General features: G+C 68.1%; 13 protein-coding genes. 4 read left to right on the top strand and 9 right to left on the bottom strand.

The features are described from left to right. Positions 1-83: 83 nt before the first annotated feature. The gene (locus BM172_RS17135) at positions 84-2285 is read right to left on the bottom strand and encodes a filamentous hemagglutinin N-terminal domain-containing protein (protein WP_177218833.1); all 2202 of its coding nucleotides are present in this window, start codon (positions 2283-2285) and stop codon (positions 84-86) included. Between the two features lie 473 nt (positions 2286-2758). Here BM172_RS17135 and BM172_RS17140 point away from each other — a divergent pair, with 473 nt between their 5' ends. Then, on the top strand, positions 2759-3268 hold the full coding sequence (locus BM172_RS17140) for a DUF2127 domain-containing protein (protein ID WP_026635647.1): 510 nt from the start codon (positions 2759-2761) through the stop codon (positions 3266-3268). An 83-nt stretch (positions 3269-3351) separates the two neighbouring features. Here BM172_RS17140 and BM172_RS17145 read toward each other — a convergent pair whose 3' ends face one another. The 6 genes from BM172_RS17145 to xerD all read right to left on the bottom strand — a co-directional run bounded on the left by BM172_RS17145 (position 3352) and on the right by xerD (position 11844). Beyond that, entirely contained in the window at positions 3352-4254 is a 903-nt protein-coding gene (locus BM172_RS17145; protein WP_026635646.1) for a DMT family transporter, read from the bottom strand. Then, the gene (locus BM172_RS17150; protein ID WP_026635645.1) at positions 4251-5147 is read right to left on the bottom strand and encodes a glycosyltransferase family 2 protein; all 897 of its coding nucleotides are present in this window, start codon (positions 5145-5147) and stop codon (positions 4251-4253) included. The genes BM172_RS17145 and BM172_RS17150 overlap by 4 nt, the downstream gene beginning before the upstream one ends. Positions 5148-5216: 69 nt before the next feature. Continuing rightward, positions 5217-5960: a hypothetical protein gene (locus BM172_RS17155; RefSeq protein ID WP_051548774.1), complete on the bottom strand. Its 744-nt coding sequence runs from the start codon at positions 5958-5960 to the stop codon at positions 5217-5219. Between the two features lie 34 nt (positions 5961-5994). Further along, positions 5995-9855 (bottom strand): phosphoribosylformylglycinamidine synthase, encoded by a 3861-nt coding sequence (purL, locus tag BM172_RS17160; protein WP_026635644.1) that lies wholly within the window; start codon positions 9853-9855, stop codon positions 5995-5997. Positions 9856-10050: 195 nt separating this feature from the next. Then, complete coding sequence (locus BM172_RS17165; protein WP_026635643.1) at positions 10051-10842, bottom strand: DsbC family protein; 792 nt, start codon at positions 10840-10842, stop codon at positions 10051-10053. 90 nt (positions 10843-10932) lie between these two features. Beyond that, on the bottom strand, positions 10933-11844 hold the full coding sequence (gene xerD, locus BM172_RS17170; protein WP_026635642.1) for a site-specific tyrosine recombinase XerD: 912 nt from the start codon (positions 11842-11844) through the stop codon (positions 10933-10935). Positions 11845-11888: 44 nt separating this feature from the next. Between xerD and BM172_RS17175 the strand changes: the two genes are divergently transcribed. From BM172_RS17175 to BM172_RS17185, 3 genes are all read left to right on the top strand, one after another. Beyond that, positions 11889-12395: an RDD family protein gene (locus tag BM172_RS17175; RefSeq protein ID WP_026635641.1), complete on the top strand. Its 507-nt coding sequence runs from the start codon at positions 11889-11891 to the stop codon at positions 12393-12395. Between the two features lie 60 nt (positions 12396-12455). After that, the gene (locus tag BM172_RS17180) at positions 12456-13202 is read left to right on the top strand and encodes a class I SAM-dependent methyltransferase (protein ID WP_026635640.1); all 747 of its coding nucleotides are present in this window, start codon (positions 12456-12458) and stop codon (positions 13200-13202) included. A 190-nt stretch (positions 13203-13392) separates the two neighbouring features. Then, positions 13393-14646 (top strand): polyhydroxyalkanoate depolymerase, encoded by a 1254-nt coding sequence (locus BM172_RS17185; RefSeq protein WP_026635639.1) that lies wholly within the window; start codon positions 13393-13395, stop codon positions 14644-14646. A 99-nt stretch (positions 14647-14745) separates the two neighbouring features. Here the strand turns inward: BM172_RS17185 and ltaE are convergent, their stop codons facing one another. Continuing rightward, positions 14746-15768 carry a low-specificity L-threonine aldolase gene (gene ltaE / locus BM172_RS17190; RefSeq protein ID WP_026635638.1) on the bottom strand — a complete coding sequence of 341 codons (1023 nt, stop codon included), beginning with the start codon at positions 15766-15768 and terminating at the stop codon, positions 14746-14748. Positions 15769-16104: 336 nt separating this feature from the next. Further along, positions 16105-16728: a TetR/AcrR family transcriptional regulator gene (locus BM172_RS17195; RefSeq protein WP_026635637.1), complete on the bottom strand. Its 624-nt coding sequence runs from the start codon at positions 16726-16728 to the stop codon at positions 16105-16107. Positions 16729-16730 lie beyond the last annotated feature (2 nt).

Here is a 16730-nt window from a genome sequence, read left to right on the forward strand (position 1 = left end):
TTTCGACCCATGAAAAAAACGGCCGGGGTTTTCGCCCCGGCCGCCTGACGGCTATTGCCTGTTCACTCCATGTCGGTGCCGTCTTACCACATCGCCCAATGCATCCACCTCGGCCAGTAGGCGCGGGCTTGCGAGCCCGTATGGTCCTCGCTGCCCGACTTCAGCTTGTGACCATACTCATCCAGCAGGAAATCGGTGGTGCCGGCCTTGATGGTCCCCTTCACTTCCTTGTCGTCGAAGCCGGAGACGGAGGCCTTGCCACCCGCCGAGATCGTACCGGTGGTGCTGAACCTGCTCTGCGGTGCCCAGATGCCGCGGCCGCGAATGACGATGTTGCCCTTGGTCGCGGTGAGCGTACCCGCGTTGTCCACGTCGGAGGCGGCGATGCTCAGGTTCTTCTGCGCCTTCAGCGAGCCGGTATCGGCAAGCTGCACGGCGCCAGAGGAGCTCACGTCCACCGAACCGGTGAGCGACTCCACGGCACCGGCCACGTTCAGGCCCACGTTCTCATCGAGGTCGGTCAGCACGGCGTCGGTATTGCGGCCGGTGCTGATGCTCAGGTTCTTCTGCGCCTTCAGGCTGCCGGTCTGGGCGATATTCATCGCGCCGGAGGCATTGGCGTACAGCGAGCCGTTCGTCGACTCGACCTTGCCGGCCACGTTGATGCCGCTGCTGGACGGACGACCATAACGGCCATAGCCGTAGCCATAGCTGTAACCGTAGCTGTAACCGTAGCTCGAAGCGTAGCCATAGCTGTAGCCATAGCCGGAACTGCCAGCGCCGCTGCCGGCACGCAGGGACAGGTCGCCCTTCGCCGTCAGCACGCCGGTCTTGGCGATATCCAGCATACCGGCGCTGCGCACCGTCAAAGCGTTCGCATCGACCTTACCGGCCACGCTAACGCCACGGTCATCGGTCACGAGGTAATCCCAGCGGCCGTAGCCCGCGCTCAAGCCAAGATTCCGCCCGGCTTTGAGCGTTCCGGATTCGGCGATGTCCACTGCGCCGGCGGTGGCCACATTCAATGAACCCTTCGTGGCCTCCGCCTTACCGGCGATCGTCACCCCCGAGTTTTCAACGGTGTAATTGTCATAGCCGGAGTACAGGTTCAGGTTGTTCTGCGCTTTCAGCGCGCCCGTCTTGGCGATGTCCACCACGCTCGTGGACGTCACATTCATTGAACCCTTCACCGCCTCCACCTGGCCGGCAATCGTCATACCCGTGTCTTCGATGGTGTAGTTGTCGTAGCCGGCGTGCATGTCCACGTTGTTCTGTGCTTTCAGCACGCCGGACTCGGCGATGTTCAGCGCGCCAGCGGTCGACACATCCGCGGATCCCGTCACGGCCTCCGCCCTGCCGGCGATCGTCAAACCAGTGACCTTGGCCGTTTCCTCGTGATAACCGGAGTGAATCCCCAGATCGGTCTGCGCCTTTACGACGGCGGATTCGGCGATCTTCACGGCGCCCTGAGCGTCCATCGAAAGTTCGCCCTCGAGCGATTGCAGCGTGCCGGCCACGTTCACGCCCACACCCTTCTCGGTACCGAGCATCATGATGGAATCGGCATACATGCTGCCCAGTGCGCTCACGTCCAGCGCCACGGTCGGCGCCGTGCCGGTGCCCTTCTTGAGCTCCGTCACCGCATCGCTCCTGTAGCCGATCTTGTTTGCGCCGGTCACTACGTTCAGCTCCTTGGCCTGGAGCTTGGCGTTGAGTTCCACACTGCGGGCATACAGGTCGGCGCGATCGACGCCGGTGGCGTCCAGTCCCTTGCCGGTCACGCTGATGGCGCCCTGGCCGACCGTGATGGCATTCAACCGGCCCGCTTTGTCCAGCTGCGGAGTGCCGGTGGCGAGGGTCACGCGCGAGGCATTGATGAAGCTTGCACCGTCGGCGCTGATGCCATTCGGATTGGCCAGCACCAGCGCAGCTTTCTGGCCGGCAATTTCCATGGCGCCATTCAATGCCGACGCGGTTTGGCCGGTGACTTCGGTGATGATCACCTTGGCCGCGCCACCGGTGAGGTTCGCATTGCCGTTGATCTGGCCGGCCAGCTGCGACTGCACAGCGTTGACACTATTGTTGAGCACCACACCCGAGGCATCGACGCCGAAGGCTTCGAAACGGTTGTGGGATACACCGGCCCCGTTGGGCGCGACGATATTGACCACCGGCGTAGTACCGGACACCACGCCGGGCCCGCCTGCCGCGGGCGTGATGGCCGCGAACGCAGTGACCGGCAGGAACAGCGCCAGCGCGGCATACAGCTCGCGGCGGCGCGGCATGTTGTTATTCGACTTCGACATACGGAATTGCCTCACTTTGGATACCCCTTTTTTGGCCGTGGACCATCCTTGGCCCACCGCAATGCAGCACCGGCCTCTCGGGCCGGTGGGAATGAAGGACTTGTGGGCGATACTGCGGGGGCGGCGCCGTTACCAGCGTGGTCGGGCGCGGGCTGGCGCAAATGCGCTTGAGTGGTGCCGGATGGAGCCGGAAGGGACTGCAATGTCCGCCGGGCAAAGCCACATGTTGCAGCCCTTGATGCGCTTTTGAAGAAGCGTTGAATATCTCAAGAGCATCGGTGATCGAACGCCAGGATTTTTCCAATAGGCGGCGGCGCCGGCGGCAGGGAGTCCGGAAAGCCAGGCGCACTCGCCCCGGCGGGCGGCACCGGCTATCTTTCGTCGTCCTCCGATGAGCCCGTCCCGGGCGCCCCCTTTCGGGATACCCCAGGCGTCCCCATATCCCCGCAGCCATGTCCCTCAAAGACCACCACCTTACCGGCCCCAGTTCCGCGGTCGAGGCGCAGCACAGCCTCGGCCTGCGCGTGATCGCCATCTACAAGGCGATCAAGACCGTGGGCCTGATCCTGGTCGCGATCGCCGCGTTCCGGCTCAACCGGCAGGAAAGCTTCGATCACCTGGTGCGCTGGCTGGAGCATCTGTCGCTGACCGACAGCAACCATCTGCGCTGGCAGCTGGTGCATCTGCTGATGGAACAGGGGCCGAGCAAGTTCGTGGCGGTCGGCATCGTCGCGCTCGCCTATGCGGCGATCTTCGCCACCGAGGGCACCGGGCTATGGCTGCGCAAGCATTGGGCCGAGTGGTTCACGGTGATCGCCACCGGCTCGCTGGTGCCGGTGGAGTTCTACGAGACGATCGCGCACTTCAGCTGGCTGAAGCTGGTGGTGTTGCTGGGGAATATCGCGATCGTGGTGTACCTGGTGCGGATCGCGATGCAGCCGAGGCCGAAGAAACCGGCGTAGGTTGGGGTGAGCCGCAGGCGAACCCCAACAAGTGCGTCGCGCGTGGAAACGTCCGTTGGGGTTCGCCTGTGGCTCACCCCAACCTACACTTCGTGGTGCGCAGCCTCGGCGGGCAATGCATTCGAACGCCGCGGCGCCAGCTCCACCAGATACATCGCCGCCAGCACCAGCGCCCCGCCGCCCAGCATCCGCCACGTCAGCCCCTCGCCGCCGAAGGCCACCGCAAACCCGGCGGCAAACACCGGCTCGGTGGTCATCACGATCGCCGCGCGCGTCGCGCTGATATGCGCCTGCGCCCAGGTCTGCACCAGCATCGCGCCCGCGCCGGCGGCCAGCGCCATGTACACCACCGCTGCCCATGCCTGCGGATCCGGCGGCACGGCCGGTCCATGCGGCAAGGTCGCCAGCACGCACACCGCGGCGATCACCAGCATCTGCAGCGTCGACAGCGCGAACGCCTGCCCCGGCCGCGACCACGCGCCCAGCCCGACGATATGCAGGCCATAGAGCAAGGCCGACGCAAGCGTGATCCACACGCCGTAGCCAAGACTGAAACCGCGCAGCGCCAGCAGCGCCAGGCCGCCCACCGCCAGCAGCACGGCGATCCAGGTGATCGACGGCAGGCGCTGCCGCAGCAGCACCGTGCCGAGCAGGGGCGTGAACACCACATACATGCCGGTGGCGAAGCCGCTGATGCTGGCCGAGGTATGTTCAAGGCCGCTCGTCTGCAGCAGCTGGGCGATCCCATACACCACACCGAGCGCAACACCCTGCAGCCATTCCCGCCGCGTCAGCCGCAGCAAAGGCCGATGAAACAGCAGCAGCATCGACGCCGCCGCGATCAGGAAGCGCACCGCCAGGAAATCCGCCGGCGCCATGCGCCCGACCAGATCCTTGATCAGGAAAAAGGTGGAACCCCAGATGGTGGTGACCGCGACCAGCCCCAGCGTCGCCAGCGTGGCGACGCGCGCCTGCGCAGCGCTCATGCGCTGCCTGCCACAGGTGCCGCCTTGCGCCGGAGCAGGCGCAGCCACTGGCCCGGAATCTTCAGCAGGAAATGCACCCAAACGCCTAGCCACACCACGGCGGACAAAGCCGGATTGCGCGCGGCCGGATCGAACTTGCGGAACCAGCGCCACATGCCGCGATGCTTGTGCCAGCTGACGAATACCGGGCGATGCCGGCTGGAACCGCCCTTGCCGTGCAGCACGTGCACATCGCCAGCGAGCCATACCTCGTAGCCGGCGTCGCGCGCGCGGCGGCACAGGTCCAGGTCTTCGCAATGCAGGAAGTAATCCTCGTCGAAGCCGCGCAGGTTCTCGAACACCACCCGCGGCATCGCCATCAGCGCACCGGATACTGCCTCGGCGCGCACCGGCCCGGCCGGCATCTCGCCGCCGATGTTCACGCCCTCGCCCTGCCCCATCAGGCTGCGCAGCGCGCGGCCCAGGTAAGGATCGCGCCGGTACGAGGCGCGATCGGGCGCGCCCTGCTCGTCGCACACCACGGCGCCGACCACGCCTGCCTTCGGATGCGCCTTCAGCAGCTCCAGCAGGCGCCGCAGGCTCGCATCGTCGAGCATGCAATCCGGGTTGAGGATCAGCAGCACCTCGCCGCGCGCCTGCGCGGCGCCGCGGTTCACCGCCGGACCGAAGCCGAGGTTGGCGTGGTTGTAGACCGGCCGCAGCCGCCACTCCTGCTGCATCGCGCGCTCGATCGCCTGCGGGATGCCGTCGGAGGAACCGTTGTCCACCAGGATCAGCTCCAGCGGCACTTCGCACTCCATCACGCGACGTACACATTCGCGCAGCGTCGGGCCGCTGTCGGCGGCGACCACGATCACGCTGACCAGGGGAGTGGTTTGGAAGGCTGAATTCATAGCGGCCAAGTATGGGGGAGCCGCCGGCGAACGGAATAGCCGCTGCGCGAAATCCCGGTGGAAGAACCATCAATCGCGCGGCGCATCCTGACCCAGCGCCTGGTGCAGAGGCACCGGCACGCCGTCGGCATGGCGTGCCAGCCACGGACTGTCGTCGCCGTCCCAGCCGCACAGCTCCCAGCCGCGCAGGCGATGTTGCCTGCCGCGCGCGCGATCGAACAGGAGGTCGCCCCGGCCCGCAGGCTGGTTCGCCGCAAACCATCGTCCCTGCGGACTGAAGGCATGGCGCGGACCGAGGCGCTGCAGTGTGTGCCCGTCGGCGAAGCGATAGTTGCCTTCGTCTGCGGCCGTAAGTTCGTAGCGCAGGCTCTCGCGGGACATGTCCGCAACGGCATCGCGCCACGCCACCGGCACCAGCTCGATGATGCGCGCGGGCGGCCCGATCGGCGCCATCGCCATGTCGCTCCACTCCGGCGAAGGCGCCGCGCTGTGCCGCACGCGATGCAGCAGCAGCGATTCGAGCAGGGCCACCAGCGAATAGCCGACCAGCGCACCCAGCAAGGCCGCGCCCCAGGCGACCAGGTCGCCGCCGAGCGCGCGCTGCAGCGCGAACAGCATGCCGGGCAGGCCCCACTTCAGACCGCTGCGGCAAAGCTCACCCCAAGGATGGGAGCGGCGCGTGCAGAGCACCGCACCCACGGTGAGCGCAAACAGCAGCGCCAACCCCAGCCACCATGGCAACAACGCCAGCAGTACCGCCCATCCGGCAAACAACAGCCGGCTGGCGAAGCGCTGGCCGGGCGACGAGCTCACGCCGCGCGCCCGCTCATCGAGACATGGGCGACCCTCAGCCGCACCACACCCTGGCGTTGCGGAACATGCGCATCCACGGCGAATCCTCGCCCCAGTGGTCCGGATGCCAGCTCATCTGCGCGGTGCGGAATACGCGCTCGGGGTGCGGCATCATGATCGTCACGCGGCCGTCGGCCGCGGTGAAGCCGGCCAGGCCGCCCGGCGAACCGTTCGGGTTGAGCGGGTAGTGCTCGGTCGGACGCCCGCGGTTGTCGACGAAGCGCACCGCGCCGCCGGACTTCGACGGACTGCAGACCTGCGGGAAGCTGACCCGGCCTTCGCCGTGCGCCACCGCCACCGGAATGCGCGAGCCGGCCATGCCCTTGAAGAAGATGCTCGGCGAATCGAGCACTTCCAGCGTGGCGACGCGGCCTTCGTACTGCTCGGACGCATTGCGCAGGAACTTCGGCCAGTGCTGCGCGCCCGGGATGATGTCCTTCAGCTGCGACAGCATCTGGCAGCCGTTGCACACGCCCAGCGCGAACTTGCTCGCATCGGCGAAGAACGCGGTGAACTCCGCGCGCAGCAGCTCGTTGTACATGATCGAGGTGGCCCAGCCGCGGCCCGCGCCGAGCACGTCGCCATAGGAGAAGCCGCCGCAGGCCGCGAAGCCGCGGAAGTCCGCCAGCTTGATGCGGCCGCTGGCCAGGTCGGACATGTGCACATCCACCGCGTCGAAACCGGCGCGGTCGAAGGCGGCGGCCATTTCCACCTGGCCGTTGACGCCCTGCTCGCGCAGCACCGCCACGCGCGGACGCGCGCCCTTGGCGATGTACGGCGCGGCCACGTCGTCAGCCGGATCGAACGACAGCTTCGGGCTGATGCCCGGGTCGGCGTCGTCCAGGCGCCATTCCAGTTCGGCATCGGCGCCGAGCGGGTTGTCGCGCAGGCGCTGCATGTGGTGGCTGGTTTCGTTCCACGCCGCGAACAGCTCGGTCCACTTCCAGGCGAACTGCTTCTCGCCGCCGTGGAACAGCTTGATGCCGAGCTTTTCCTTCGGATGGCCGATGCGATAGCTCATGCCGGCCAGGCCGTGCTTGACCAGCAGCGCCTCGAAGGCCTCGCGGTTGGCCTGGGCCACCTGCACCACCGCGCCCAGCTCCTCGTTGAACAGCGCACGCAGCGCCGCCTCGGCCCAGCCTTCGAGCTGGATCTCCAGGCCGCAATGGCCGGCGAAGGCCATTTCCAGCAGGGTGACGATGGCGCCGCCGTCGGAGCGGTCGTGATAGGCCAGCAGCAGGCCGGCCGCATTGGCCTCCTGCACCAGCTCGAACAGGCCCTTGAGGTACTTGGCGTCGTCCAGGTCCGGCGGCACGCCGCCGCCGCGGTTGAACACCTGGGTCAGCGCGGAACCGCCGAGGCGGTCGCGGCCGCCGCCGAGGTCGAGCAGCCACAGGTCGGAGTCGCCACGGTCCAGGCGCAGCTGCGGGGTCAGCGTGCGGCGCACGTCGCTGACGCGCGCGAAGCCGGTGATCACCAGCGACACCGGCGCGATCGTGCGCTGCGGCTGGTCGCCGTCGGTCCACACGGTCTGCATGGACAGCGAGTCCTTGCCGACCGGGATGGAGATGTCCAGTTCCGGGCACAGCTCCATGCCCACGGCCTTCACCGCGTCGAACAGCGCGGCGTCCTCGCCCGGATGATTGACCGCGGCCATCCAGTTGGCCGACAGGCGCACTTCGCCCAGCGAGGCGATCGGCGCGGCGGCCAGGTTGGTGATCGCCTCGCCCACCGCCAGGCGCGCCGCATCGGCGCTGCTCAGCAGGGCCACCGGCGCGCGCTCGGCCATCGCCATCGCTTCGCCGGCGTAGCCGTCGAAATCGGCGATGGTCACCGCGCAGTCGGCCACCGGCACCTGCCAGGGGCCGACCATCGGGTCGCGGTGATTGAGGCCGCCGACGGTGCGGTCGCCGATGGTGACCAGGAAGCTCTTGCTGCCCACCGTAGGCAGCCGCAGCACGCGGCGCAGGGCCTCGTCCATGCTGATGCCGGACAGATCCGGCACCACGTCGATGCGCGGCTTCACGCGCCTGGCGTCGCGGTGCATGCGCGGCGCCTTGCCGAACAGCACGTCCATCGGCAGATCGATGACGGTGAGGTTGCGGCGCGGGTCGGTCACCAGCAGGCTGCGCTCCGCGGTGGCGTCGCCGACCACCGCGTAGGGGCAGCGCTCGCGCACGCAGAAGGCCTCGAACTCGGCCAGGCGCTCGGCCGCGATGCCGAGCACGTAGCGCTCCTGCGATTCGTTGCTCCACACCTGCATCGGCGACAGCGACGGGTCGTCGCACGGCACCTTGGAGAGATCGATCACGCCGCCGACGCCGGCGTCGTTGAGCAGTTCCGGAATCGCGTTGGACAGGCCGCCCGCGCCCACGTCGTGGACGCTGACGATCGGGTTGTTGTCGCCCAGCGACCAGCAGCTGTCGATCACCTGCTGGCAGCGGCGCTCCATCTCGGCGTTGTCGCGCTGCACCGAGGCGAAGTCCAGCTCCGCGCTGGAGGTGCCGGAAGCCACCGACGAGGCGGCGCCGCCGCCCAGGCCGATCAGCATGGCCGGGCCACCCAGCACGATCACCTTGTGGCCGGGCTGGATGTCCCGCTTCTGCACATGCTCGGAGCGGATGTTGGCCAGGCCGCCGGCGATCATGATCGGCTTGTCGTAGCCGCGGCGCACGCCGGCTTCGCCGGTCTCGTGCTCGTAGGTGCGCAAGTAGCCGCCCAGGCAGGGACGGCCGAATTCGTTGTTGAACGCGGCGGCGCCCAGCGGGCCATCGCGCATGATCTCGAACGCGCTGGCCATGCGCGGCGGCAGCGGGCGTTCCACTTCCCACGGCTGCGGATGGCCCGGGATGCGCAGGTCGGACACCGAGAAACCGGTGAGCCCCGCCTTCGGCTTGGCGCCGCGACCGGTGGCGCCCTCGTCGCGGATCTCGCCGCCGGCGCCGGTGGCCGCGCCCGGCCAGGGTGCGATCGCGGTGGGATGGTTGTGCGTCTCCACCTTGATGGCGTAGTCGATGCGCTCGCCGTGGCGACGCCAGATGCCGTCGGCGTCGGTGAAGAAGCGCTTGCCATGGCTGCCCTCGATCACCGCGGCGTTGTCCTTGTAGGCGGACAGCGTGTACGCGGGCGAGTGCTGGTGGGTGTTCTTGATCATGCCGAACAGGCTCTTGTCCTGCGGCTGGCCGTCCAGCGTCCAGCTGGCGTTGAACACCTTGTGGCGGCAGTGCTCGGAATTGGCCTGGGCGAACATGAAGAGTTCGGCGTCGGTCGGATCGCGGCCCAGCTCGGCGTAGCGCTCGGCCAGGTAGTCGATCTCGTCCTCGGCCAGGGCCAGGCCCAGCTCGGCATTGGCCTTGGCCAGCGCGGCGCGGGCGTCGCCGCCGAGCGGGATGTGCACCAGCTCGCCCGGCTGGCCGGCCAGGAACAGGCCGCCGGCCTGGTCGATGCGGTGGAGCACCGACTGCGTCATGGCGTCGCACAGCACGGCCATCATCGCGTCGTATTCCGGCGCGCCCGGCTCGGGCAGGCCGGCGATCTGGTAGGCCACGCCGCGCTCGACCCGGCGCACCGCGAAGCCGGCGCCATGCAGGATGTCGGTAGCCTTGCTCGACCACGGCGAGATCGTGCCCAGGCGGGGCACCACCCACAGCGAAGCGGTCTCGGCGGCGCTGTCCTTGGCCTCCAGCACTTCCAGCAGGCGCCGGCGCTGCTCGCCCTCGGGGACGACGTCAGCGTCGATGAAATAGACGAACCAGGAGGCCTGCACGCGGGCGCCGCGATGCAGGGCATCCAGGCGGGCATTGAGGCGTTCGAGGCGGAACGGCGAAAGGGCGGCCTGCCCGTCGAGTGCGATCATTGCGGGGAACGGGAGCTCTACGGAGAAGCCGTCCATTCTACCCCATGCTGCAGGACAACATCCGAGCCCGCCCCGCCCCTGGCCTCCGGCGTAGGTTGGGGTGAGCCGCAGGCGAACCCCAACAGGCCTCCGCGTACGTAACGTCCGTTGGGGTTCGCCTGCGGCTCACCCCAACCTACGCCTGGCGGTGGCGGCTCAGCTGGCCGGCTTGATCCCGCGCTTCTGCAGGGCCTGCAGCAGCTGGTCCGGAGTCATGTAGCCGCCGAGCACGGTGCCGTCCTCGGCCACGATGGTGGGGGTGCCGGTGACACCCAGGCGCACGCCCAGGTCGAACTCGCTCTTCACCGGGTTGGCGCAGCTGGCGGCCTTGGGCTGCTTGCCCTCCTTGGCGGCGCTGAAGGCGGCCTTGCGGTCGGCCGCGCACCAGACCGAGACCATCTCGGTATAGGTCGGGGTCGGGTTGCCGCCGGTGCTGAGCACGCCCTCGCGCGGCCAGGCGATGTATTCCAGCGCGATGCCGGCCTTGTTGAAGTCTTCCACGTGCTGGTGCAGCGCGCGGCAGTAGCCGCAGTTGACGTCGGTGAAGACGCTCACCTTGTAGCGCGGCCTGGCCGGCGCGAACACGATGCGGTCGGACGCCGGCAGCTTGTCCAGCTGGGCCTTGCGGAAATCGGCCCAGAGCAGGTCGCTCATGTCCTTCTTGCTGGCCAGGTCGATCAGGTTGCCGGTGAACATGTACTTGCCGTCGGCGCTGACATAGACCAGCTGGCCGGAGGCGATGACCTGGTAGAAGCCCGGGATCGGCGAGGGCCTGATCGATTCGATCTGCGCCTTGCTGGCCAGGCCGGTCACGGCCTGCCGCACGATGTCTTCGGCGCTGGCCTTGGGCGCATCCTTGGCCGCATCGTCGGCGGCGCGTGCCGGCTGGGCGAACGCGAACGCGCAAACCACGCTGGCGCACAGGGCCAGCCATCCATTCTTGAACATCGCAAACCTCTCTGGCTTCCGTTCGGGTACGGAATGATCGGGGATGGCGGATTCTCGCACAGGCGGCTTGAACGCTTTGTCGGACACGTCCTAACCGCGAGGATGATGCTGCGCATGCAGCCGCTTGAGTCCTTCCTTGGCCACCAGCGTATAGATCTGGGTGGTGCTGAGCGCGCTGTGGCCCAGCAGCATCTGCAGGGCGCGCAGGTCGGCACCGTGGTTGAGCAGGTGGGTGGCAAACGAATGCCGCAGCACGTGCGGCGAGATGCGCTTGGCCACGATGCCGACCCGCAGCGCGTAGCGCTTGACCAGGGTCCAGAACATCTGCCGGGTCATGCCCTCGCCGCGCTTGCTTAAGAAAAGCGCCGCCGGCTGGCGGCCCTTGGCCAGGACGGGGCGCGCCGTGGCGAGATAGGCCTCGATCCGTTCCAGCGCCAGCTCGCCCACCGGCACCAGCCGGTCCTTGCCGCCCTTGCCGGTGACGCGCAGCACGCCCTGGCGCAGATTGAGCGAGGCCAGCGGCAGCTCGACCAGCTCGGACACGCGCAGGCCCGACGCGTACATCAGCTCCAGCATCGCGCGGTCGCGCAGACCCAGGGTGGTTTCCAGGTCCGGCGCCTGCAGCAAGCTCTCGATCTCCCGCTCGGCCAGCGCCTTGGGCAGGCTGCGCGGCGTGCGCGGACGCTCGATCAGCAGGGTCGGATCCTCGAAACCCGGCTCGTTGCGCGCGACGAAGCCGTAGTAGCGCCGGAACGAGGACTGCCGCCGCGCCATCGAACGCACGGCTACCGGCTGCGCGCCGTGATACTCGGACAGGTGCTGCCGCCGCGCCTGGCTCAAGCCCAGCCCGCGGCCGGCCAGCCAGCGGGCCAGGCCTTCGAGGTCGCGGCGATAGGCCTCGAGCGTGCGATCGGACAGGCCGTCCTCCGACCACACCCGCTCGAGGAAGGCGGCGATGCTGCGCTGGTCGGCTTCGGCGATACTTGCGGCTTTCTCTGACATGCGCGAGATGCTGGGCATAGCGCGCGCCGGACGCAAGCCGACGAATGAACCCGAGCATCCCCAACGCCGCCCTCGTACCCGCCACCTTGCCGCGCCGCCTGCTGGCGCTGTTCTACGACCTGTGGGCGGTGATCGCGATCGTCGCCACCGTCGGCTACATCTGCCAGCGCGCCACCGGCGGCCAGCTGATCGCCACCGCGGGCCACGTGGAAACCGTGTGGTGGTACCAGCCGCTGCAGGGCCTGGTGCTGTCGGCGTACTTCATCGCCTCGTGGCTGCGCGGCGGACAGACCTTGGGCATGCGGCCGTGGCGGCTGCGCCTGGTGCGCAGCGACGGCGGACCGGTGCGTTTCGCGCAGGCGGCGATCCGCCTGCTCGCCGGCGCGGCGCCGCTGCTGCTGCTGGAACTGGCCCGCGTACTCGGCACGGCGGCATCGCTGTGGGCCGTGCTGGTCGCGTGGACGATCTGGTTCGCCTGGGCGCTGACCAATCCGCGCCGCCGCACGCTGCACGACGTGATCGCCGGCACCGAGCTGATCCGCATCGCCTGACGCAAGAAATCGCGGACGGATTCACTCGCTTGTCAGCCGGGCCAGCGCCACACTAGGCCGATGCCCACCCACTTCGCGCCCGCGCCGCGCAGCGACGCCGACCTGCTCGCCGCCAATCGCAGCTTCTACGAGCCGCTGTGGGCCGAAGCCCGGCTGGTGCCGCCGGAACGCTTCAATACCTGGCCGCTGGTGCGCGAGCTGGCCGCGCTGTCGACGCGCCGCCTGGAAATCGCCCCGGGCCTGCGCCCGCGCCTGCCGCTGCAGGACACCTGCTTCGTCGACCTGAGCACCGAGGCGCTACGCAAGCTGCGCCGCCAGGGCGCCAGCGCGGTGCATGGCACCATCGGTGCCCTGCCCTATGCGGATGCGCAGTTCGACCTGGTCTGCGCTTTCGACATCCTGGAACACGTGGCGGACGACCACGGCGCGCTGGGCGAACTCGCCCGCGTGGCCGCGCCCGGCGCGACGCTGCTGCTGTCGGTGCCGCTGCATATCGCGGCATGGACGCCGTTCGACGAATTCGTCGGCCACTGCCGCCGCTACGAACCGGAACACATCACCGCGCTGCTCGCACGGCACGGCTTCCACATCGAGCAGAGCGCGATCTACGGCATGCAGCCGAAATCCTCGCGCCTGCTCGAGATCGGCCAGTGGTATCTCACGCACAAACGCGAACGCGCGATGTGGTGGTACAACCGCGTATTCATGCCGATCGCCGTGCGCATGCAGAAGCCGCTGCAATGGCGCGCGGGCCTGGGCGATACCGCCGGCGTCGACGAAATCCTGCTGGTCTGCCGCAAAACGTAGGTTGGGGTGAGCCGCAGGCGAACCCCAACATCGCCCCCTATTCGCACCGCAACGTTGGGGGTTCGCCTGCGGCTCACCCCAACCTACGCCAAGCGACTGATTACATTTGCATAACATTCTTGCGGCATCGCAACACGGAACGGCGATAACGGATAGAATGAGATCTTTCCGCCCGCGTCTTCCCCAAGCCATGCTCTATCAGATCCACGAATGGCAGCGCGCCTTCCTCGGCCCGCTCAGTCACTACGCCGATGCCAGCGCGAAGATGCTGAGCGATCCGTCCAGCCCGTTCGCCCAGGTGCCAGGCGCGCAGCGCATGGCCGCCGGCTACGAGCTGCTGCATCGCCTGGGCAAGGAGTACGAGAAGCCGGCCTTCGACATCCACCAGATCCAATCGCACGGGCAGGACATCGCCATCGTCGAGCGCACCGTGCTGGCCAGGCCGTTCTGCGAACTGAAGCGCTTCAAGCGCTACAGCGACGACCAGGACACCATCGAGCGCCTCAAGAACGAGCCGTCGGTACTGGTGGTGGCGCCGCTGTCCGGCCACCACGCCACCCTGCTGCGCGACACCGTGCGCACCCTGCTGCGCGACCACAAGGTGTACATCACCGACTGGGTCGATGCGCGCATGGTTCCGAAGGAACAGGGCACGTTCCGTCTGGACGACTACGTCGAATACGTGCAGGAATTCATCCGCCATATCGGTGCGCATCGTCTGCATGTGATCTCGGTGTGCCAGCCGACCGTGCCGGTGCTCGCCGCGGTGTCGCTGATGGCCGCGCGCGGCGAGACCACCCCGCTCAGCCTGACCATGATGGGCGGCCCGATCGAGCCGCGCAGCAATCCCACCGGCGTCAACAGCCTTGCCACCACGCAGCCGCTGAGCTGGTTCAAGGGCAACCTGATCCACACCGTGCCGCCGAATTATCCCGGCCATGGCCGCGAGGTCTACCCCGGCTTCCTGCAGCACGCCGGCTTCGTGGCGATGAACCCCAGCCGCCATCTGAACTCGCACTGGGATTTCTATCTCGACCTGCTGCGCGGCGACCTGGACGACGCCCAGGCGCACCGCAAGTTCTACGACGAATACAACGCCGTGCTGGACATGCCGGCGGAGTACTACCTCGACACCATCCACACCGTGTTCCAGCAATTCCTGCTGCCGCGCGGCCTGTGGGACGTGCGCGGCGAGCGCGTGACGCCCGCCGCCATTACCAAGAGCGCGCTGCTCACGGTGGAAGGCGAACTGGACGACATCTCCGGCCTGGGCCAGACCGAGGCGGCGCACACGCTGTGCAGCGGCATCCCCACCGACCGCCGCGCGCACAAGGTGATCGAAGGCGCCGGCCACTACGGCATCTTCAGCGGCCGTCGCTGGCGCGAGGTGGTGTATCCGCAGGTGCGGGATTTCATCAAGCGCTTCGACCGGCCCGCGGGCTGACGGACGACGTAGGTTGGGGTGAGCGCCAGCGAACCCCAACAGCCGCTCCCGAATGCACCGACGTTGGGGTTCGCTGGCGCTCACCCCAACCTACGCCGGTCACTTCCTGGCGGTGAAGAACGCCTCGAACGCGTCCACCACGCGCTCGAGGCCGTCGTCGTCCACGTCCAGGTGCGTGACCAGGCGCAAGGTCGGCAGATAGCCGATGCTGATGCGCACCTGCGCCTCGCGCAGATGCGCATCCAGCTCGCGCAGGCGCGCGGCCGGCACGTCGACAAACACCATGTTGGTGTGATGGCCCAGCAGCTTCACGCCGGGCAGATGGCCCAGCCGCGTCGCCAGCGTGGCCGCGCGTGCGTGGTCTTCGGCAAGGCGCGCGACATGATGATCCAGCGCATGGATGGCCGCCGCGGCGAGCATGCCCGCCTGCCGCCAACCGCCGCCGGCGACCTTGCGCCAGCGCCGCGCTTTCTCGACCAGCGCGCCCGGGCCGAGCAGCACCGAACCGACCGGCGCGCCCAGGCCTTTCGACAGGCAGACCGACACCGTATCGAACAAGCCGGCGATCTCGCGCGCATGCACGCCGCTCGCCACGGCGGCGTTGAACAGCCGCGCACCGTCGAGATGAAAACCCAGCCCGCGTTCGCGCGCGAACTTCTGCGCCGCGTGCAGATAGTCGAGCGGCAAGGCGCGCCCGTGCCAGGTGTTCTCCAAGGCCAGCAAGCGGGTGCGCGCGAAATGCGGATCGACCGGCTTGATCGCTGCCGCCAGCTTGTCCAGCGGCAGCGTGCCGTCGGCGTCGTGCGGGATCGGCTGCGGCTGGATCGAACCCAGCACCGCCGCACCGCCGCCCTCGAACTTGTAGGTATGCGCGTCGGCGCCGACCAGGTATTCGTCGCCGCGTTCGCAGTGCGCCATCAACGCCAGCAGGTTGGACTGCGTGCCGGTCGGCACGAACAGGCCCGCCTCGAAGCCCAGCTCATCCGCCAGCTTCGCCTGCAGGGCATTGACCGTGGGGTCCTCGCCGTAGACGTCGTCGCCGACCACGGCCAGCAGCATGGCCTCGCGCATGGCGCGGGTGGGCTTGGTCACGGTATCGCTGCGCAGGTCGACCCAGTCCACGGCATGGCTCCTCGATGGCGGAGGCCAAGCTTGGCGATTGCTGCTGCAATCCTCAAGCTGCGGGTGGACCGGTACGCATCACCCTTGCGCTCCGCCCGAACCCTCACCCCTGCCCCTCTCTCCCACGGGGACTACCTTCGGGTCGCCGGTGGGAGAGGGGATCACCTCACCGTTCCAAGCTGGAGCCCTTCTCCCTTCGGGAGAAGGTGGCGGCAGCCGGATGAGGGTTCGGGCGGAGCGGCACACATCGCCCTTGCGCTCCGCCCGAACCCTCACTCCAACCCCTCTTTCTCACGGGGACTACCTTCGGGTCGCCGGAGGGAGAGGGGCTCTACGTCACTCGCCCATCAGATAAGGCACCACTTCCGCCAGCGCCTCGCGCAGCAGCTGCGTATCCAGCTTGGGATCCCTCGCGGCACGCACCGCCAGCCCCTCGATCAGCAGCATCATGGCCAGCGAGCGGCGCTCGCTGATCGTGGTGGACATGCCGATGCCGCCCTGCTCGGCCGGCTGCTCCAGCCATTGGCGAAACTCCGCGCAGGCCAGCTCGTCCGCGTGATGGATCGCCTTGCCCACCTGCTTGTCGCGGGTGGCTTCGGCGCTGGTCTCTAGGAACAGCGCGGCATTCATGATGCGCATGTCGGGGCGGGGCCGGCTCCATTCCACGAAGCATTCCATCAGCGCCTCGACCGGATCGGTCGAGGCGCTGAGCGCGCGGATGTCTTCCAGCTCCATCTCGCTCTGGCGCTCGATGATGGCCAGCACGATCGAGCTCTTATTGGGAAAGTAGCGATAGATCAGGCCTGCGCTCATCGCCGCCGCCTCGGCGATATTGGCCATGCTGGCGGCGTGGAAGCCGTACTTGACGAAACAGTGCTGGGCCGCGACCAGGATGCGCTCGCGCTGCTCGCGGGCGCGCGGGCTCAGGGATGCTTCGTCGATTTTCTCGTCACGGGTCATGA

This window comes from Dyella marensis (genome assembly GCF_900112865.1).
Taxonomy (GTDB): domain Bacteria; phylum Pseudomonadota; class Gammaproteobacteria; order Xanthomonadales; family Rhodanobacteraceae; genus Dyella_D; species Dyella_D marensis_A.